Source organism: Streptomyces sp. NPDC055013, assembly GCF_053608645.1.
In genome coordinates this window covers 18625-36973 of sequence record NZ_JBSGVW010000004.1, presented here as the reverse complement: position 1 = coordinate 36973, position 18349 = coordinate 18625, and the positions used below count along the sequence as shown (strand labels likewise).

Below are 18349 nucleotides of genomic sequence, written 5' to 3'. Positions count from 1 at the left end.
AGGGTGTAGTGGTCGGGCGGCCCGACCACGGGGTGGAAGCATCAGGCCCGCAGCCGCCGGGGTGGTAGCCGTGCCTGCGCAGATCTGCACCAAGTCGTCCTCCGTCAGCCTGCGCGGATGCGGGTGGAAACCCGTCGGGTGCTCGTACCCCCGCACGATCTACACACTAGGTGTATACACGTCACGTATACACACCGTGTAGAGTGCGGGTCATGTCCATAGGTCACACCCTTTTGGGGCTCCTGGAGGCTGGCCCGCGCCACGGCTACGACCTCAAGCGGGCCTTCGACGAGAAGTTCGGTCACGACCGGCCGCTGCACTACGGCCAGGTCTATTCGACGATGTCCCGGCTGTTGAAGAACGGTCTCGTCGAGGTCGACGGTATTGAGGCGGGCGGCGGTCCCGAGCGTAAGCGGTACGCGATCACCGACGCAGGCATCACTGACGTGCAGCGGTGGCTGGCGACCCCGGCGAAGCCGGAGCCGTACCTCCAGTCGACCCTCTACACCAAGGTCGTTCTCGCCATGCTCACCCGGCGCGACGCCGCCGGGATCCTCGACACCCAGCGCTCCGAGCATCTGCGCAGCATGCGGATCCTGACCGACCGCAAGCGCAAGGGTGACCTGGCCGATCAACTGATCTGCGACCACGCGCTGTTCCACCTGGAAGCCGACCTGCGCTGGCTGGAGCTGACCGCTACCCGACTCGACAAACTCCGTGAGGCTGTGACCCGATGACGACTTCTCCCCCCGGTTCCCTGCTCACCGCGCACGACCTGCGCAAGGCGTACGGCCCGACCCACGCGCTGGACGGTGCCGAGTTCTCCATACACCCCGGCGAGATTGTCGCGATCATGGGCCCCTCCGGGTCCGGCAAGTCCACGCTGCTGCACTGCCTCGCGGGGATCGTGCCGCCCGACTCCGGATCAATCACCTACAACGGGCGTGAAGTGACGAAGATGAGCGATGCCCAACGCAGCGCGCTGCGCCGCTCCGAGTTCGGGTTCGTGTTCCAGTTCGGTCAGCTGGTGCCCGAGCTGACCTGTGTGGAGAACGTCGCCCTGCCGCTGCGGCTGAACGGTTCCTCTCGTAAGGACGCCGAGCGGACCGCGCTCGGCTGGATGGAGCGCCTGGAGGTCGACGACCTCAAGGCCAAGCGTCCCGGCGAGGTCTCCGGCGGCCAGGGCCAGCGCGTTGCCGTGGCCCGCGCGCTGGTCACCGGACCGCGCCTGCTGTTCGCCGACGAACCCACCGGCGCGCTCGACTCCTTCAACGGCGAACGCGTGATGGAACTGCTGACCGAAGCGGCCCGCTCGACCAACGCCGCCGTCGTCCTGGTCACCCACGAGACACGCGTGGCCGCTTACTCCGACCGCGAGATCGTCGTCCGTGACGGCAAGTCCCGCGACATGGAGCGCGCCGTATGAGTCCTCGCCAGTGGGCCAGAGACCTGGCCATGGGGGCCCGCTTCGCCGTCACCGGCGGACGCGAGGGCTGGGTCCGGATGACACTCACCGCCGTCGGCGTCGGCCTCGGCGTGGCACTGCTCCTGCTGTGCACCGCCCTGCCCAACGTGTTCGCCGCCCGCACCAAGGTGGAGGACGCCCGCTACGACAACACCTACTCCGAGAAGACCCCGCCGAAGGCGGACAACACCTTCCTGATCGCCGCCACCGACACCGCCTGGCACGACGACGACATCCGCGGTCGGCTTCTCGAGCCCGAGGGCAAGCAGGCACCGCTGCCCCCCGGGGTCGACAGCTTCCCGGGCAAAGGCGAGATGGTCGTCTCACCCGCACTGGAGGACCTGCTCGCCTCGGACGACGCCGAACTGCTGCGGGAGCGGCTGCCCTACAAGATCACCGGCACGATCGGCGAGAGCGGACTCATCGGCTCCCACGAACTGGCCTACTACGCCGGCGCCTCAGGACTGAAACTCACCGACTCCTCCCCGGTGCAGCGGCTGACCGAATACGGCAAGCCGGACGAGACACCCGAGAAAACCGACCCGGTCCTCCTGCTCATGATCCTGGTCGTGTTCGTGGCCCTGCTGACACCGGTCGCCGTGTTCATCGCTGCCGCCGTCCGCTTCGGCGGCGAACGCCGCGATCGCCGGCTGGCCGCGCTGCGCCTGGTCGGCTCCGACCGCCACATGACCCGGCGGCTCGCAGCAGGCGAAGCACTCGCCGGATCCCTCCTCGGCCTGGTCATGGGCACCGCCTTCTTCCTCTTGGGCCGTCAGACACTGGGCTCCACCGAACTGCTGGGCGTGAGCGTCTGGCCCAGCTACCTCGACCCCACCCCCGCACTCGCCGCACTGGTCGCGCTCGCGATCCCGGTCGCCGCCGTACTCGTCACCCTGCTCGCCATGCGCGGCGTGGTAGTGGAACCACTCGGCGTCGTACGCGCGGCCAAGCAGCGCCGCCGCCGGCTGTGGTGGCGGCTCATACCGCCACTGGCCGGCCTCGCGATGCTCTACCCGCTGATCGGCAAGGGCCGCAAGAACGGCGACTTCAACCAATACCTCGTCATCGGCGGCGTACTGCTGCTGCTGATCGGCATCACCGCGCTGCTCCCCTGGGTCGTGGAGGCGGCCGTCGCCCGCCTCGGCAACGGCACGCTCTCCTGGCAGCTCGCGGTACGACGGCTGCAGCTGAGCAGCGGAACCGCCGCACGCATGGTCAACGGCATCGCCGTCGCCGTAGCCGGAGCCATCGCCCTGCAGATGCTGTTCACAGGAACCCAGAGCCAATACACCAAGGCCACCGGCAAGGACCCCAGCCGGGTCCAGATGGAGGTCGAATTCAGCAACCGCAAACCGCTGTCCGGCATCGAACGCGAATTCACCGGCACCAAAGGGGTACGGGCCGCAGTGGCCCTGGCCACTTCGGAGTACGGAGACGCGCGCCGCGACCCGGAGAACAGCAACGGCCTGACCGTGGGCAACTGCACCGCCCTGCGCGAACTCGCCACCCTTCCCTCCTGCAAGGACGGCGACGTATTCGTCACACGCACCAGGAGCAACTTCACCTCTTCCAGCAACGCCGCCGAAATCGCCACGGTCAAGCCCGGCCGGCAGCTCTACATCAACCCCTCCTACGGCGACTCCGCCGAACGCGGCATCGAGGCGCCCTGGACCGTCCCGGCGAACGTGCGGGTGGTGGAGGCACGCAAGGACGCGGTGCAGGACACCAACAGCCTGCTGGTCACCCCTGCCGCCCTGCCCGCCAAAGCCGAGCCCGCGCTGTTCTCCGACGGGCTCTACCTGCGCTTGGACCCCTCGGTACCGGACTCACGCGAGTACATACGCAACGCCGTCGCCCGGATCGACCCGCTGGCAAGCACCTACGGCTGGTCGGCCACCCAGGAGGACGCCAAATACACCTCCATCCGCACCGGCCTGTTCGTCGGCTCCTTCTTCGTGCTGGCACTGATCGGCGCCAGTCTCCTGGTCTCCCAGCTGGAACAGCTGCGCGAACGCAGGAAGCTGCTCTCCGCACTGGTCGCCTTCGGCACCCGGCGCCGCACACTGAGCCTGTCGGTACTGTGGCAGACGGCCTTCCCCGTCGGACTCGGCCTCGCACTGGCCACAACAGTGGGCATCACCCTCGGCTCGGTATTGCTGAAGATGACCCGTACCCCGGTGGCCATGGACTGGGCGAGCGTCCTGACCATGACCGGCGTGGGCGCGGCCGTGGTCGGCGTGGTCACGCTGCTCAGCCTGCCGCCGCTGCTGCGGATGATGCGCCCGGAAGGCCTGCGCACGGAGTAACCGTTCACACATTCCCCGAAGTGGGCTCCTCCTGCCAGGAGGAGCCCACCCCTGTGTGCAGACAAGCTCGGTCCGCATCAGCACAACCACCGACTGTGCGCGGCTTCCGCGACACCGACCTCGACGAACTTGTGAACTCCGCCCGCGAGTGCCGCCCCAACGGCGTCCTGGAGCTGTTGAAAGCATATCTCAAGGCCCGCTTCGCCGAAGCCAGGGCCAAGTCAGCGGCAGGCGCCCGTTCCTGGAGAGATCCAGGCCCGCGGCTACCGAGGCAGCCGCGAAGTTATCCGTGAACACCTCGCCGCCCTCCGCGCGGGCACCGCCGAACCGGTCTGGGTCGACATTCCGAGTCCCCGCAAGATCACCTCGGGGATCGTGCGGCTCCGGGAGACGCTCACCGAAAGCCAGGGCGAGCGACTTCATCAAGTCCGGCTCGCCTGCCCGGACATCACCCGGGCCTGCGGACTCGCTTGGGCGTTCGCCGACATGGTCCGTCACCGCGCGGATACCTGTTGCTGGAGTGGATCCCGGCAGGCTGAGCAGGACGCGCCGAAGGGCCCATGAAGGCTTTTTTAGGAGTTCCAGACGGAGAACGGTCCGGATGAGGCGTATCCGCACGAGGACGGCACGTGCTTGTGCATGGATGTCTGGCACGAGGAGGCGATCCGGTTGGCGAGCGTCCTTCTGACGCCTGCCGGCCTTAGCCTGCCCGGGATCGCCCGCGTACTCGTCTGCATCGGCCCGGACAACGACGTGGGCACGCTCGACACCGCAGCCGGCCAGACCCTCCCCTACGGCCCGAAGGGACGTGCCGTCGTCCTGGCGGCGGTCGACACTTACCTCGCGGACTCGTCGCTGAACTGGACCTTTGGCCGGGCGACCACCTGCTGCCCCCGCTCTTCCCGGGAAGGTCTCGAAAAGGCGCTCAAGAAGCTTGAGGGCAAGACCGGAGACAAGCTCATGAAGGCCGTCAAGAACGAGTTCGGTATCCAAACGCTGGGCATCTACGACTCAGCAGGAGGACGCCATCGGCGCCGAATTCGGCCGGCCAGCACATCAGCGCCTTCCGAGGAACGTGGTGCAGGCTGCGTGACGACTGTCGCAGCTGAACACTCGCATGGGGTGACGGTCCGCCAACGCCCTTACCAGCTGTCTACGCACCACAACTAGGCTGTACCTCATGCCGGATACCATCGACGCGCTTGTACGGGACCTCGCGGACGATGATCGGAGCGTGTGGCGGGCCGCGGAGGACGGTCTGGTCGCCTTCGGCATGCGGGCGGTCGACAGTCTGCTGCCCTATGTGGGAGTGGGCGGTTCATCCCGGCTGAAATGGAGTGCCGAGTCCATCCTGAAGAGGCTGGGCGATGAGGCATCGCCACGTTTGCGGGAGATCCGGCGCCACGGTCCCGGGCGTCTGCGCAGCAATGCTCTGAAGGTACTGGTCGACCTAGGTGGCGCCGAGTACCTGGACGAGGGTGACCGGAAGGCCATTGAGCGGCTCGTGCGAGTCAAACTCAAGAACGAACTACCGGTAAGGGTCCCGTCGGAGGCGGGTCGCTGGCTCGCCTTCCCGGCGGAGCGAGTCGACGACGCCGTAGCCGCCCTCGGCCTGCACGATCTTCGGCCGGCCACCACGATCATGGGCGTGGCTGCCGCCACCCAAGCCACTGACTCCCTCGAGTTCCAGGGTTCCCAGGGAAAGGCACGGACCGCCTACCGGGTGTTCATCACGCCGGCGTTCGAGACCTGGCTCTCTGAAGTGCCGATCCAGAACTGGCGCATGCTGTGGGGCAATTCGTTCATCGATCAGCTCGACGGCTTCACACTGGCCGACAAACTCAGCGAGCGATGCGGTGAGGCTCACTTCTACGTCATCGACCCCTACAACTCCGCCGAGAACTGGTACGTCGCCCGCGATGGTCACCGGGTGCGAAGCTTCGGCAGCTACGACCTCCCGCGGTTTAGGGGAGAACCAATGCCCTTCGAGGTGGAGTACAGGGAAGACGTGGACGAGGACGAGGCGGAGGAGTACGCCGAAGGTGTTCCTTACGCCCTGACGGCAGCCGACATCCTCTCGGTCGAGCCCGGCCACATGCCGGCATCCGGTACGCACGGCCACGGCTGGCTCGCAACCACCCACCCCGACGTACCGAACTCCCGCTATAAGGGGGCCTTGCCCATCTGACGCCGCGCCCATGCGCCGGGCCCACGCGGCGCGTGCTGTGCGCCGACTGGACGCACGAACAGCTTCAGCACGTGATCAGCGACCGCCTTTTGCCGAGCCCGGTCCGCACCACCGTCGGCTCGATTGTCGCCGCCCAGCTCCGCGCCGCTCAGGCTTGCCCACTGCCCGCCCCCGTGTCGGGCCACCACGACAGACCCGCGTGGGATGACCTGCCGCCGCACTCAACCGCCACCTCCTACGTCGCTGTGCGCGGTGAGCGAGGCCCTGACCTACCGGGCCCTCACCGCATGCGTCGGCTGAGGCGCCCCCGGACCCGCCCCGGGCGAGAAAGCTGAGTTGAGCTGCCCCGAGGCCATCGGTGTCTTCGCCAACTCCGTCCGCCAGGACCTCCCGGCCGTCACCGCTGGTCTCACCCGGTCCTTCAGCTCCGGCACCGTTGCGGGCCACGTGAACAGAGTCAAGACGATCAAGCGTCAGGTGTAGGGCCGAGCCTCCTTCACCCTGTTCAGAGCCCGCGTACGGCTCCGTAGCCATCACGGAAGCGCGGTCACAGCCCCGTAGTAACCCGTTTTGCCAGGCAGGTGCTCTGCCTTGCCCTGCCAATCAAGAGCTGCGTGGCCGGTGGGCCCGCTAGTGGCCTGGCTGATACTTAGGACGTAACGGGTGCGTTTACTGCCATAGCGCTCTTGAAGTTGGTGAGCGTGAGCGTCGCCTCAATGTCGGGGTCGGACGCGAAGTGGATCTTCTGGCGTACGCGCACGACTCGGCCGTCGTCGTTGATCCATGCCTCGGCGTCGATTGCTGTCGCGGGGCGCAGGTTGCGTCCGACGGTCTTGTCCACCTTTTCGATGTCCTTCGGGGTGAGGCGGGCCGATACGCGCAGGGCCTCGCTCTCCTGGCGCACGGAGGCGCTGTGACCGAGCATGAGCCGCACGTACTGCGGGAGCCGGTCCGCGGGTATACCACCCTTGGCTGCCGACGCAGGAAACTCCTGCCATACCCCGGTAGTTCCGCTGGCGCGCCGGTACACCTTCTGCCGGGTGATCACGACGTCTTCGGTATACGTCTCGGTTGTGTCTGTTGTGCGCCCTGTGAATGGCCCGTTGAGGTTGACTCGCCCCTCCATGAGCTGGAGTTGTCTGGGCCCCGACTGCGTGATGGCTCTGAGTGCAGCCGAATACGGGGCGTCGCCGGCTGCGGCCAGCCGATCGCGCACTGCCTGCGGGCCGCTCTTCGGTGATGCGGGCTGACTTGAGGAGCACGCGGAGAGCAACACTCCCAAGAGCACCGAAATCAGGAGCGCGGTCCGGCGATCAAACACAGGTGAATCCTCTGAGTACCGAGCCCGAGGAAGAAACACCCCCGGGCTGCAAGTGGATGGTGGACTCATCCTGTCTGGCCTCAAAGATCAGGCGGGTCGCAGGGGAGGTGGCGTGATCAAGAGTGCGTCAGACGGTTACGGAATTGCCTCCTCTGCCCGCACAACCCTTCGGGCCGACACCAGCCGCCGTCGAAGGGGCGTCCGGCGGTTCCGGCTACCTCTACGACGCATCGGGCGAACTGCTGATCCGCTGGGCCAAGGTCGACGGTGACACCATCCTCTACCTGGGCGGCGGCACCGAGGTCCGCCTGTCTCGCTTGCCTGCGGCCTCATCTGCTGGAGACGCCTCAAGAACAGGTAGCGTGGTGATTCTTCGGCTCAGACGGGAGGGCGGAGCTGTTGCCGGAACATATGGTGCGAGCGAGCGAACTCTTGACCGACTACGAGGTCGAACTGCTTCGGCGTTCCCTTCTTGAATGGGGCGGGCCAGCTCGGTGCAGTGATCCCCTCGCCATCGGCATGGGGTTCGTAGACGCTCCAGATCTGCTCGACCAGTGCCGTGTGCTGAATCTTGCACTCGGTGCTCCACTCAGGGCAGTTGACTGGGCACGAACTCTCCTGGCAACAGAGATCGTCTTTGTCAGCGATCTTGCTGGCTCGGGCGTCGAATGGTCAACGACCACCGGGTTCACCGACGAAGCCACGATCAGGACGCTGCGGTCAATCCAGCGCAAGCTTGCCGGCACCGTCAGGCCCTACTACGGGCGACGTCCGAGCCCTCCGCGTTGACTCCCCACCAACGGATGGATTGCCTAGACCGCCGTGCAAACAAGGTCGTGTTACGAGCTCTCAGCGAACAACCAGAGGAAATGACGCGAGCCTGAGACTGATGGGCCACCGTACTTGCCGAGACACGTGCAAACCCGCTGCTCAGCCGGCCGTAGCCATGCATGTCCCGTCGCGCTGAACTGTCGGATTCCCAGAAGTTCGCGTTCGTGCTGTTGGATTGCCTTTCGTGGCGTTTGAGTGGCTGTCCGCGCTCACTCCAGTGGCTGGTCAGGGCTGTGGCGGATCAAAGTACACCCGTGTGGCACGCTCGCCGATGCTCTCGCACTCCGGGATGTCCTGCGGTTGCGTCACTCTGTGGTCACCGCAGCGGCGGACGCGGCGGCGGGTAAGGGCGAGCGGGGATACGGCCGGCAACTCCGTTCCGAGCTGATGATGCTTTCCGCGCTTCCGGTCGCGGAACTGCGCGGTCAGGCGGATGCCCTCGCCCGGGAGATCCGTGAGGTCGATGTGCGGATCCAGCGTACGAACTGGGAGGTCGATTTGCTGGACTGAGTCGTCCAGCAAGCTGGGATCATGTGGAGCAGGTAGCCGCTTCGGAGGCGTGCACACACCGAGGGCTGGCGGTTTTCCAGCCCACTCCTGGCGCGTGAAGAGCAAACGCGGGGGTTCGACTCCCCAATTAACAGTGCAGCTCAGTACCGCGTACAGGTAACGGTGCACATCGCACAGCACATCACCACGTGCAGATCCGAGGCGGCGAGGGCGGGTTCGGGGCTTCTCCATCTATCACGAACGAGACTTCCACGAGGTCCAGGTCGTGTGGGAGCGCTGGCCACTGGCGCTCTCAAACAACCTGCCAACTGCGCAGGTCAGCAACCCACCACACGCCAGACGCGGTGCGACAGGACAAGGCAGGTCGCGCCTGTACCTCGTTTGCGTTGAAACACCCACGCCTGGAAGGCCAATCGGCCGCGCCGGGAACAGCCGGTCCGGCCGGCACGGTTGCATCGACCGAGGGACCGGCGCCGCACGGGCGGGGAACACGGAGACCAGAAGGTCGTCCGCCCCACCAGGATCCGGGCCCCAGGAGCGGTACGCCCGCCGCGCAGGCGGACCAAGACGAATCTCTGCAGGAGGACTGTTTCATGACTGACCGACCCTTGACGCTCATGGCGGTACATGCCCACCCCGACGACGAGGCCACCGGAACCGGAGGGGTCCTCGCGCGGTACGCGGCGGAAGGCATACGGACGGTTCTCGTGACATGTACCGACGGCGGTTGCGGTGACGGACCGGGCGGCGTCAAGCCGGGCGATCTCGGGCATGATCCGGCGGCCGTCGCTCTGATGCGCCGTCAAGAACTCGAAGCGAGCCGTGACGTCCTGAAGGTCAGCGATCTGGAGATGCTGGACTATGCCGACTCCGGGATGATGGGCTGGCCGAGCAACGACGCCCCCGGATCCTTCTGGCAGACCCCCGTGGAGGAAGGCGCGGCCCGACTCGCGGAACTCATGCGGCACTACCGACCAGATGTGGTTGTCACCTACGACGAGAACGGCTTCTACGGTCACCCCGATCACATCCAGGCCCACCGCATCACGATGGCGGCGCTGGAGATGACCGCTCTGACACCGAAGGTGTACTGGACCACGATGCCCCGCTCGGGGATGCAGCGGTTCGGGGAGATCATGCGCGAGTTTCATCCGGACATGCCGGAGCCAGATCCTGCCGAGGCCGCGGCGATGGCCGAGATCGGCCTCCCCGACGATGAGATCACCACGTGGGTGGACACCACCGCGTTCAGCGGGCAGAAGTTCGACGCGCTGGCCGCGCACGCCAGCCAGGGCGAGAACATCGTCTTCCTCAAGATGGGCAAGGAGAGGTTCGGCGAGCTGATGGGGATGGAGACCTTCGTACGTGTCCAGGACGCCACCGGCGCTGCCGTACCCGAGAACGATCTCTTCGCCGGACTGCGCTGATCCACCCATCCGGAGGGAGCTCAGGAAGGCTCATCGGCCGCACGGCGCGATCGAGCGCGGCAGGCCCTGTCCGACGGCGTCGGCGCGTGCCCGCACTGACCACTCGGAAGGCGCGCGACAGCTCAGGTCACAAGCCCGACGGTCTGCTCCGATCAAGACAGAACGCCGAGGAAATGACACAAAGCTGAGACTCCGCTGTCCGACACGCCGTGAGATTGCGGAAGAAACTGCAGGTCACGAGGGAGGTCTCCGACACCAGCCGCGAGACCCTACATCCAGCTTGTGAATGCGACGGGCGCCGTGCATGCGAGTGTGGGCTGGTCAGGCGTCGAAGAGGGCTACTTCGTCGGGGGAGCGGTCTGGGCGGGTGCGGTGCCAGCGTGCGGGGTGGCGCCACCGACCGGAGCTATCCCGGGCGACGTCGACTTCCACGACCAGCCGTGCTGTACCAGGGTGACGTTCAAGGTGTCCTTCGATCCCCACACGGCGGAGAACGTCCAGCCGGTCCAGGGGCGCCCGCCGGCGGCCGGGGAGAGCAGACCGGCGAGGGCGGCGCCGGCCGCCTGGGTGAGGGTGGTGCTGCGGCTGGTGTACTGCGGGCGCCCGTCGGAATCGAAGCGTTTCTAGCAGCAGACGGCGGGGAGCCGGTTGTGGCGCCTACGATCAGTCGGGTGCGCGTACGCACCCGACTAGCGGCCCGACCACGGCAGGTCAGCGCACTACAACACCTCGCCGGAGGCCGTGCGCTGAGCGCCTGGCGCACGTCCAGGCAGCGCAGCCGGACACCGACCAGCCCGGATCCCGTGTCGTACGGTCTGATGTCGCGGACGCCCACCGTCCGTAACGGATGTCACCGAACCAGGCGGTGCCGCCGGTACCGCCGAAAGATCTGAACCAGTACCGGGAGTCAGGCCGCGACGAGCTCCTGCTCGCGGTCCGGTGTCTTGACCTTGGGCTTCTTGTTCGGCAGCGAGAGCCGGAAGACCTTGCGCCACGCGGAGAACACCTGCTTGGGCAGCGGCCCGGTGACGTACTCCAGCTCGTACTTTTCGAACAGCGCGCGCACCTTCACCGCGACCTCGGCATACCGGTTGCTCGGCAGGTCCGGGAACAGGTGGTGCTCGATCTGGTGCGACAGGTTGCCGGTCATGAAGTGCATGGCCTTGCTGCCGCTGATGTTCGCCGAGCCCATCATCTGGCGCAGGTACCACTGGCCGCGCGTCTCGCCCTTGATCGATCGGCGCTCGAAGACCTGCACGCCCTCGGGGAAGTGCCCGCACATGATCACCGAGTGGGTCCAGAGGTTGCGGACCAGGTTGGCGGTGAATGTGGCGGCGAGCGTGGTGAGGAACGACGGGCCCGACAGCAGCGGGTGGATCACGTAGTCCTTGAGGACCTGCTTGCGGATCTTGCGGCCCACGTCCTTGGCCCGCGCGCGGAACTCGGGGTTGTTGCGACGGCGCTTGTGCAGGTTCTTGCCGAGTTCCAGGTCGTACGCTGCGATGCCGTACTCGAAGAAGCAGGCGTTGATGAAGTTCCACAGCGGCTGGCCGAGGTGGAACGGGTGCCACTTCTGGTCCTCGTCGACGCGCATGATGCCGTAACCGAGGTCGTTGTCCTTGCCGATCACGTTGGTGTACGTGTGGTGCAGCTCGTTGTGCGAGTGCTTCCACTGGTCGGTCGGCGAGACGTGATCCCAGTCCCAGGTGGTGGAGTGGATCTTCGGGTCTCGCATCCAGTCCCACTGGCCGTGCAGGATGTTGTGGCCGATCTCCATGTTGTCCATGATCTTCGCCACGGACAGCCCGGCGGTGCCGATCAGCCACGCGGGCGGGAAGAACGAGAACAGCAGCACACCCCTGCTGACCAGCTCGAGCTTGCGCTGCGCCGAAATGACCTTGCGGATGTAGGCGGCGTCCTTCTCGCCGCGGTCGGCGATCACCTCGTCGCGGATCGCGTCCAGCTCGCGGCCGAGCTCCTCGATCTGCTCCGCGGTCAGGTGGGCGGTGGGGTCGATGGCGGTCAAGGCGCTCCTACCGTTCGATGTCGCAGGGGCCCGCCGCGGCGGACACGCAGGTCTGGATGAGGACGCCCGGCTCGGCCTCGGTGATCTCGCCGGTGCGCAGGTCGCGGACGGCGCCCGCCTTGAGCGGCGTGACGCAGCCGAAGCAGATGCCCATGCGGCACCCGGAGGGCATGAGCACGCCGGCCTCCTCGCCGACGTCCAGCAACGGCGTGGCGCCGTCCGCGTCGGCGGTCTTGCCGGTGGCGCTGAACGTGACCTGGCCGCCGTCGCCGGCGACGACGATGCTGGGGCGGAAGCGTTCGGTGTGCAGGCGCTCTTGTAGGCCGTGCTCGGTCCAGTGCTCTTCGGCGGCGTCGAGCAGGCCCGCGGGCCCGCAAGCCCAGGTCTCGCGCTCGGCCCAGTCGGGCACGAGTTCGTCGAGACGGGCGATGTCGAGCATGCCGTCCGTATCGGTGTGCACCTCGGTGAGCTGCAGCTTCTTGTCCGCGACCAGGTCGTGCAGTTCGTTGCGGAAGATCACGTCTTGCGGCTGTGGCGCGCAGTGGACCATGACGACGTCGTCGAACTCGGTGTCGCGCAGCATGCCCATCACGGGCGTGATGCCGCTGCCGGCCGTCAGGTAGAGCACCTTGGCGGGCTTGGCCTGCGGCAGCACGAAGTCACCGGTCGCCTGGTCGAGCTGGATCAGCGTGCCCGGCTTGGCCCTGCGGACCAGGTGGTTGCTGACCTTGCCGTCAGGGATCGCCTTCACGGTGATCGTGACGCGGCCGTCCTGGCGGTTTGTCGGCGAGGTGAGGGAGTAGGCACGCCACAGGCGCACCCCGTCGACGTCGACCCCGATCCGCATGTACTGACCGGCTGTGTGGCCGCGCCAGCCCCGTCCCGGCCTGATCACGATGGTCGCGGCGTCACCCGTCTCTCGGTGCACGGCCTCGATGCGCCCCCGCAGGTCAGCGCCCGCACGCAGCGGGCTGACCAGGTCGAGGTAGTCCGAGGGCAGCAGCGGCGTCGTGACCATCTCCAGCAGTTTCCACGCCCTGCTGCGGAGGGCTGTACTCGTCATGCCTTCAGCTTGATGCGCCGCAGGGTGTAAAGTCCTGTCCTTTAGACGTGAATCTGGTCGGCTGAATTGTTCGCAGGGAACAAAACGTGAGCCATGTAACCCGGAGGGCCAGCGAACTGGCCCTGGATGAGACGACGGTCACCGTACTTCGGGCCGCGCTGAAGAGCACCGCCGACGAGATCGTCCAGGCGATCATCGACGAGGTCCCTTCCTACGCCAACGCTCTTTCGGGCCGCATGGGGGCCACCATCCGCCGAGCCGTCCGCACCGCCCTGGGGCACTACCTGGACCTCGCGAGCGGGAACGCCGCAGGCGGCGACGGCGGCGACGCAGCCTACGAGCTGGGCCGCGGTGAGGTGCGCGACGGCCGTTCGATGGACGCCCTGCTCAGCGCCTACCGTGTCGGCGCCCGTGTGGCCTGGCGATGCCTGGCGGCGGGTGCCGTACCCGCAGGTCTGCCCGCCGCCGAGGTCGCCAAGTTCGCCGAGCTGACCTTCGCCTACATCGACGAGCTCTCCGCCGCGAGCGCCGCGGGCCACGCCGACGAACTGGCCGCCCGGGGCAGGGCCCACGAGCTCCACCTGGAACACCTGGCCCGCGACCTCCTCGCCGGCGCGAGCCCGGACGTGCTGCTGGCCTCTGTTCAACGGGCCGGGTGGCAGCCTCCGGTCTCGCTGACCGCGGTCCTGTTGCCCGCCGCCCAGGCCCGGCCTGCCTACCGCGCGCTCGACCCGAGCACCCTCGTCCTCGACGATCTGCCGGACGCCACCGGTGTGCTGCTCGTCCCCGATGCCGACCGATCACATCTATTGAGGCAGCTGACCGACCGCACCGCCGTGGTCGGCCCGGCCCGGCCATGGACTCGTGCGTCCGCCTCGTACGCACGAGCCGTACGCGCGCGCTCCCTCTCCTCTGATATTTGCGACACCGAGGACCACCTGCCCGAGCTGGTGCTGAGCGCCGACGCGGACGCGTTCGCAGACCTGCGTGCCCGGGCTCTGGCACCGTTGCGGACCTTGCCTGTCGCGACTGCACGGAGGCTGGAGGAGACGTTGCGGGCGTGGCTGCTGCACCAGGGCAGGCGGGACGAGGTGGCGGCGGCGTTGTTCGTCCATCCCCAGACAGTCCGGTACCGGATGTCGCAGCTGCGTGAGCTGTTTCCGGATCTCGCCTCGCCTCACCGGGTCCTTGAACTGACGCTGGCGGTCGGTCTTCGGGCCGGCTGACGCGTACTTCGACCGTCCAGGACCGCGTCCGCGAGCGGTCGAGGAATCGTGCCTCGTTCTCGGTGCCATCAGCTGGCTCGTGCGGCGCGGGGGAGAGCGGTATTAGCCGGCTGAGACCGGGGGTTGATGTGAAGACCAGACAAGGCTTCGGGAAGCCCGTCGGGGGCGCTGCCTCTGAGAAGAGCGGTGGAGGATACGGCTCGTCTGGATTCGGTGGACGATGCACCGGCCGGCTCGTCGCCGCGCTCATCGAGCATCTGGTCGGTGATCTGGGCAGCTATCCATGGAGACAGCTTTTATGTCTTCGTGGAGGGCTCTGGCCTGGCACGAGCTGACCCACGGGTGCGCGGCGGGCTGCAGCTGGGTGACCGGCGGGGCGCGGCTAGGCCGGGTCACCAGGGGGCCGGGCCGCTTGCGCCGGGGACCACCGTGGTTCTGCGACGGCCCCGTGCCTCCCTTCCGAGAGGTCAACCGGACGACCGACCGGGCCGGCCTGGCACACCATGCGGGGGATGATGGGGATGGAATGACGGAACGTGAGGTCAGGAGTTTCCATGGCGAAGCGGGTTCACCGACCCCGTGAGGACGCGGAGTTCAATTTCATCGTCGGGATGAGCGGAGTTCCGGTCCTCGCATACTTCACCGGGACATGGCCCAAGGCCATCGAGCCCTGCCGAGTGATGGACCTTGTCGTGGGTGGCATCGCCGACGACTACACGGGCCGCGTCACGGCCGTCCGCGTCGACATCACGCGTTGTCCGGCCGCAACCGAGCGATACGGGATCACCGGAGCGCCGTCCTACGTCCTGCTGAAGGAGGGAGAGGCGGTGGCCCACGGCACGGGGCCCATGACCATCGCCGAGGTACGGGAGTTCCTGGACGGCCACCTCTGAGCGGCCGCTGCGGCACGTTGCCGCGACGCCCGTCACGTATCGTCTGCGGGAGCTGCGCCGCCTGAGACACCCTGGGGCTGAGACGCCCCCACACGTCACCTGACCCCGTCCAATGCCGTCGCATCCGGCAGCTGCCCGCTCCCCGCCACGATCTCCGGGAACGCCCGCACCATGTCCGTGCCGCGCCTGGAGCGCAGCACCAGACGTCCAGCGTCCATGGAGAACAGGGCCCGGAATCCGTCCTTCTCCAGACTGCGAGGTGTCTCATGAGACACCGGCGGCTGATCTGCCTCTCTTACCGCCAAGTCATTGGCTCGGCCTGCACTGGCGATCGTGCCCCGCTGGTCAGCAGACTGTCAGCACGAACCATCGGCGCCCGGAAGGCGAGAACCTTTGCTCCTTGCGACTGGCAGTGTCGTCATCTTCCTGTGGTTGTTCCTCTTTACGTGGGTCGGCTGGCGGCGGCGCAGGCATGGCGGCGGCGGAGCATCCACTGCTGAGGCGTGGGCCGAGCTCTTCCATCCTTCACAGCGACACGTGCAACAGGAGCGGGAACGCCAACTTGCCCTCCGGGACGACGCCGACTCCGGTGCACCCCCCAGCTCTGTTGACCTCGATTCCGGTAAGGCGGTTATCCGCCCCGTGCAGAGCGCCACGAGCAGGTACGACGCCCCGTAACGGTTTGTTACATCACCGTCCACCCACGCACGACTGCCAGGAGTTCTCGGTTTCCTCCAGCCCCGTGCATCCGCTGAGCCAGCAGAAGCTGGTCGTCCTGCCGGACCGCTTCCCCGGCACCAGCACGCCGGATCCACGCCTTGGCGGCCGACAGCCGATCAGCAGGTCGAGGTGGTCTGCTTGCCGACTACCTCCGTAGGCGCATGAGCTCGGAGCGTATTTCTACTCCAGCAGCTTTTTCCTGGTGCAGTAACTTGCCAACGCCCCCTGGGAATGACCAGCTGCCGCAGAGCAGGACAACCGGAGGATCATCCATGCCCCGAGAGGCGCCGTACCTCGCAGTAGCCGATGTGCTGCGCGCGCGGATTCTCGCCGGAGAGTGGGAGATCGGGGAGCGCCTGCCGTCCCGGGCACGGCTTGCCGTGGAGTACGGGGTCGGACGCAACGTCATACAGAGGGCCATGGACCGCTTGATCATTGAGGGTCTCCTTGAAGGCCGCGCCGGCTCGGGCACCTACGTCCGCACACCGCGAGAGCGCCTCCGGCTGGTCCGCTCGCGGCACCGCGAACGCCGGGAGGGCTCTCCCCACTGGCAGGACAGGAGGGAGCGGGGCAGGGCCGACGCCTGGGATTCACACAGCCAGGTCCGCGTCCCCGCCTCCGAGCCAATCGCCGAGCGGCTCGCCATCAGCCCCGGGGCCCTCTGCGTCTGTACACATTACGAGTTCCTCGCCGACGGGCAACCTGTCCAGCTTTCCGAATCCTGGGAGCCGATGGCTATCACGGATGGAACGCCGATTGTGCTGCCCGAGATGGGGCCCCTGGCAGGTAAGGGGGTGGTCGAGCGCATGCGTTCCATTGGCATGGTCATCTCGACTGTGGTCGAGGTGCCGCGCCCGGCCCGTGCCACCCAGGTGCAGGCGAACCTCCTGGGGATCAGCGTGGGAGACCTCGTGCTGCAGATCGAGCGGACCATCTTCGACACGGACGGACGTCCGGTGGAAACGGCCGACATGGTCATTCCGGACATGCGCCGGGAAGTGGTCTACGAGTTCGGAGTCGATTGTCCGTAGTCGTTGAAGCCATTAGAGAGACATCGAAAATTCGACAGTAGGGTATTCCATGGCAAAATCCTCCCGGCTCGGCCTCTTACGTAATCGGGACTTCGGGCGATTTCTTGCTGCCACTGCGCTCGGTCAGTTAGGCGACCGCATCATCTTTCTGACCTTGCCTCTGGTTGCCATCGCGGCATTGCATGCCGACGAGTTCCATGTGGGCTTACTGACCGCGATGACTTCGGCAGGATCGCTCCTGGTCGGGTTGCCGGCAGGCGCGTGGGTGGACCGCATGCGGAAGCGATCGGTGATGATCAGCACTGATCTCTCGCGCGCGCTGTTCCTCTTGACGGTTCCGGTGGCATGGTGGGCGGGCTTTCTCACCATCTGGTGGCTCTATGCAGTCGCCTTGGTTCATGGAGTGTTGACTGTTTTCTTCGATGTTGCATACGTCAGCTATCTCCCGCACTTGGTGGGACGCGGCAATCTCGTGGAAAGAAACTCAAAACTGTCGGCCATACGCTCGGTGACCAGTATCAGCGGGCCGACGGTGGCGGGGCCGCTGGTCGGCCTGGTTGGAGCTCCTGCAACGCTTTTGGTGAGTTCGGCCGGGATGGCTATGTCGGGGCTGCTCGCGATTACCATCCGGAAACGCGAAGAGAAGCCTGAGTCGAGTGAACATCCTCAATTGGCTCAAGAGATCAGGGATGGGCTGAAGTTCGTCGTCAAGTACCCTACCCTCCGTGCGATCATGCTGGGGGATTCGGTATTCAACCTCTTCCTGGTCATGTACCAGACGATGTTGCTGGTCTTTTTGGAGCGGGAGATTGGTCTCCAGTCCTTTGGTATCGGCCTCATTTTCTCAGGGATGGGTTGTGGTGCCTTGCTGGGCGCACTGTTGGCAACCAGGGTCTCCAAGCGGGTCGGGCAAGGTCCGGTCATCTGGCTGGCGTCGCTGGTTACCTGTCCGTTGACCGCGCTCATGCCGTTGGCGCGAGCGGGTTGGAGCGTGTATGTGGCTGCGATCGGACTCGCGGCTCTGTCACTGGGTGGAGTCGTCCGCGTGGTGGCTCAGTCAAGCTTCCAGCAGGCCCTGACGCCGGATCGGCTTCTGGGCCGGATGAGCGCAACAGCTCGGTTTGTTTCCTGGGGCGGCATTCCTCTCGGTGGGCTTTTGGGTGGAGCCTCGGGCTCTGTGTTCGGAGCGGCAGGCACTTTGTGGATTGGTGCAGCGGGTATGACGCTGAGTTTCCTTCCCAACTTCCTGTCACCGCTTCGGAGAATGCGCACGTTGCCGACGGAGAAGACCCCCGAGTTCGCGCGTTGAGGTGTCGCTGATGGCTGACAAACAAGCGCGTAC

15 protein-coding genes and 1 pseudogene are annotated in these 18349 nt (G+C 66.5%); 12 read left to right on the top strand and 4 right to left on the bottom strand.

From position 1 onward, the window contains the following. Window positions 1-212: 212 nt before the first annotated feature. The 5 genes from ACWGDB_RS06615 (at window position 213) to ACWGDB_RS06595 (ending at window position 5959) form a co-directional block, all read left to right on the top strand. A complete protein-coding gene (locus ACWGDB_RS06615) occupies window positions 213-737 on the top strand; it encodes a PadR family transcriptional regulator (RefSeq protein ID WP_453821393.1) in 525 nt (174 codons plus the stop codon). Continuing rightward, window positions 734-1426, top strand: a complete 693-nt coding sequence (locus ACWGDB_RS06610; RefSeq protein ID WP_453821392.1) for an ABC transporter ATP-binding protein — start codon at window positions 734-736, stop codon at window positions 1424-1426. Before ACWGDB_RS06615 ends, ACWGDB_RS06610 begins: the two co-directional genes overlap by 4 nt. Then, window positions 1423-3771: an ABC transporter permease gene (locus tag ACWGDB_RS06605; RefSeq protein ID WP_453821391.1), complete on the top strand. Its 2349-nt coding sequence runs from the start codon at window positions 1423-1425 to the stop codon at window positions 3769-3771. The genes ACWGDB_RS06610 and ACWGDB_RS06605 overlap by 4 nt, the downstream gene beginning before the upstream one ends. A gap of 639 nt (window positions 3772-4410) precedes the next feature. Then, the gene (locus ACWGDB_RS06600) at window positions 4411-4941 is read left to right on the top strand and encodes a hypothetical protein (RefSeq protein ID WP_453821390.1); all 531 of its coding nucleotides are present in this window, start codon (window positions 4411-4413) and stop codon (window positions 4939-4941) included. A gap of 10 nt (window positions 4942-4951) precedes the next feature. Beyond that, a complete protein-coding gene (locus tag ACWGDB_RS06595) occupies window positions 4952-5959 on the top strand; it encodes a HEAT repeat domain-containing protein (protein ID WP_453821389.1) in 1008 nt (335 codons plus the stop codon). 649 nt (window positions 5960-6608) lie between these two features. Here the strand turns inward: ACWGDB_RS06595 and ACWGDB_RS06590 are convergent. After that, entirely contained in the window at window positions 6609-7007 is a 399-nt protein-coding gene (locus ACWGDB_RS06590; protein WP_453821388.1) for a hypothetical protein, read from the bottom strand. A gap of 1356 nt (window positions 7008-8363) precedes the next feature. Between ACWGDB_RS06590 and ACWGDB_RS06585 the strand changes: the two are divergent. Together ACWGDB_RS06585 and ACWGDB_RS06580 are read left to right on the top strand one after the other, a co-directional pair. Then, window positions 8364-8621, top strand: a pseudogene (locus tag ACWGDB_RS06585) (DIP1984 family protein); the annotation flags it as partial. Window positions 8622-9214: 593 nt separating this feature from the next. Beyond that, window positions 9215-10048, top strand: a complete 834-nt coding sequence (locus tag ACWGDB_RS06580) for a PIG-L family deacetylase (protein WP_453821387.1) — start codon at window positions 9215-9217, stop codon at window positions 10046-10048. Window positions 10049-10955: 907 nt separating this feature from the next. On the opposite strand, the gene ACWGDB_RS06575 is transcribed toward ACWGDB_RS06580, so the two are convergent. After that, complete coding sequence (locus tag ACWGDB_RS06575; protein WP_453821386.1) at window positions 10956-12074, bottom strand: fatty acid desaturase family protein; 1119 nt, start codon at window positions 12072-12074, stop codon at window positions 10956-10958. Window positions 12075-12081: 7 nt separating this feature from the next. Next, a complete protein-coding gene (locus ACWGDB_RS06570; protein ID WP_453821385.1) occupies window positions 12082-13137 on the bottom strand; it encodes a ferredoxin reductase in 1056 nt (351 codons plus the stop codon). Window positions 13138-13223: 86 nt separating this feature from the next. Here ACWGDB_RS06570 and ACWGDB_RS06565 point away from each other — a divergent pair, with 86 nt between their 5' ends. Both ACWGDB_RS06565 and ACWGDB_RS06560 read left to right on the top strand, forming a co-directional pair. Further along, window positions 13224-14363, top strand: coding sequence for a PucR family transcriptional regulator (locus tag ACWGDB_RS06565; RefSeq protein WP_453821384.1), 1140 nt, complete (start codon window positions 13224-13226; stop codon window positions 14361-14363). Between the two features lie 554 nt (window positions 14364-14917). Next, the gene (locus tag ACWGDB_RS06560; protein WP_453821383.1) at window positions 14918-15256 is read left to right on the top strand and encodes a thioredoxin family protein; all 339 of its coding nucleotides are present in this window, start codon (window positions 14918-14920) and stop codon (window positions 15254-15256) included. 95 nt (window positions 15257-15351) lie between these two features. Here ACWGDB_RS06560 and ACWGDB_RS06555 read toward each other — a convergent pair whose 3' ends face one another. After that, complete coding sequence (locus ACWGDB_RS06555) at window positions 15352-15474, bottom strand: hypothetical protein (RefSeq protein ID WP_453821382.1); 123 nt, start codon at window positions 15472-15474, stop codon at window positions 15352-15354. A gap of 115 nt (window positions 15475-15589) precedes the next feature. Here ACWGDB_RS06555 and ACWGDB_RS06550 point away from each other — a divergent pair, with 115 nt between their 5' ends. The 3 genes from ACWGDB_RS06550 to ACWGDB_RS06540 all read left to right on the top strand — a co-directional run bounded on the left by ACWGDB_RS06550 (window position 15590) and on the right by ACWGDB_RS06540 (window position 18316). Continuing rightward, the gene (locus ACWGDB_RS06550) at window positions 15590-15934 is read left to right on the top strand and encodes a DUF6191 domain-containing protein (RefSeq protein ID WP_453821381.1); all 345 of its coding nucleotides are present in this window, start codon (window positions 15590-15592) and stop codon (window positions 15932-15934) included. Window positions 15935-16248: 314 nt separating this feature from the next. Further along, complete coding sequence (locus ACWGDB_RS06545; RefSeq protein ID WP_453821380.1) at window positions 16249-17007, top strand: GntR family transcriptional regulator; 759 nt, start codon at window positions 16249-16251, stop codon at window positions 17005-17007. Window positions 17008-17056: 49 nt separating this feature from the next. Further along, entirely contained in the window at window positions 17057-18316 is a 1260-nt protein-coding gene (locus ACWGDB_RS06540) for an MFS transporter (RefSeq protein ID WP_453821379.1), read from the top strand. Window positions 18317-18349: the final 33 nt, after the last annotated feature.

Coding starts and splice junctions, on each gene's coding strand:
- ACWGDB_RS06555 (WP_453821382.1), bottom strand. CDS start 15,474: ATGGACGCTGGACGTCTGGTGCTGCGCTCCAGGCGCGGCACGGACATG.
- ACWGDB_RS06570 (WP_453821385.1), bottom strand. CDS start 13,137: ATGACGAGTACAGCCCTCCGCAGCAGGGCGTGGAAACTGCTGGAGATG.
- ACWGDB_RS06560 (WP_453821383.1), top strand. CDS start 14,918: ATGGCGAAGCGGGTTCACCGACCCCGTGAGGACGCGGAGTTCAATTTC.
- ACWGDB_RS06540 (WP_453821379.1), top strand. CDS start 17,057: ATGGCAAAATCCTCCCGGCTCGGCCTCTTACGTAATCGGGACTTCGGG.
- ACWGDB_RS06600 (WP_453821390.1), top strand. CDS start 4,411: ATGGATGTCTGGCACGAGGAGGCGATCCGGTTGGCGAGCGTCCTTCTG.
- ACWGDB_RS06580 (WP_453821387.1), top strand. CDS start 9,215: ATGACTGACCGACCCTTGACGCTCATGGCGGTACATGCCCACCCCGAC.
- ACWGDB_RS06610 (WP_453821392.1), top strand. CDS start 734: ATGACGACTTCTCCCCCCGGTTCCCTGCTCACCGCGCACGACCTGCGC.
- ACWGDB_RS06545 (WP_453821380.1), top strand. CDS start 16,249: ATGCCCCGAGAGGCGCCGTACCTCGCAGTAGCCGATGTGCTGCGCGCG.
- ACWGDB_RS06595 (WP_453821389.1), top strand. CDS start 4,952: ATGCCGGATACCATCGACGCGCTTGTACGGGACCTCGCGGACGATGAT.
- ACWGDB_RS06615 (WP_453821393.1), top strand. CDS start 213: ATGTCCATAGGTCACACCCTTTTGGGGCTCCTGGAGGCTGGCCCGCGC.
- ACWGDB_RS06605 (WP_453821391.1), top strand. CDS start 1,423: ATGAGTCCTCGCCAGTGGGCCAGAGACCTGGCCATGGGGGCCCGCTTC.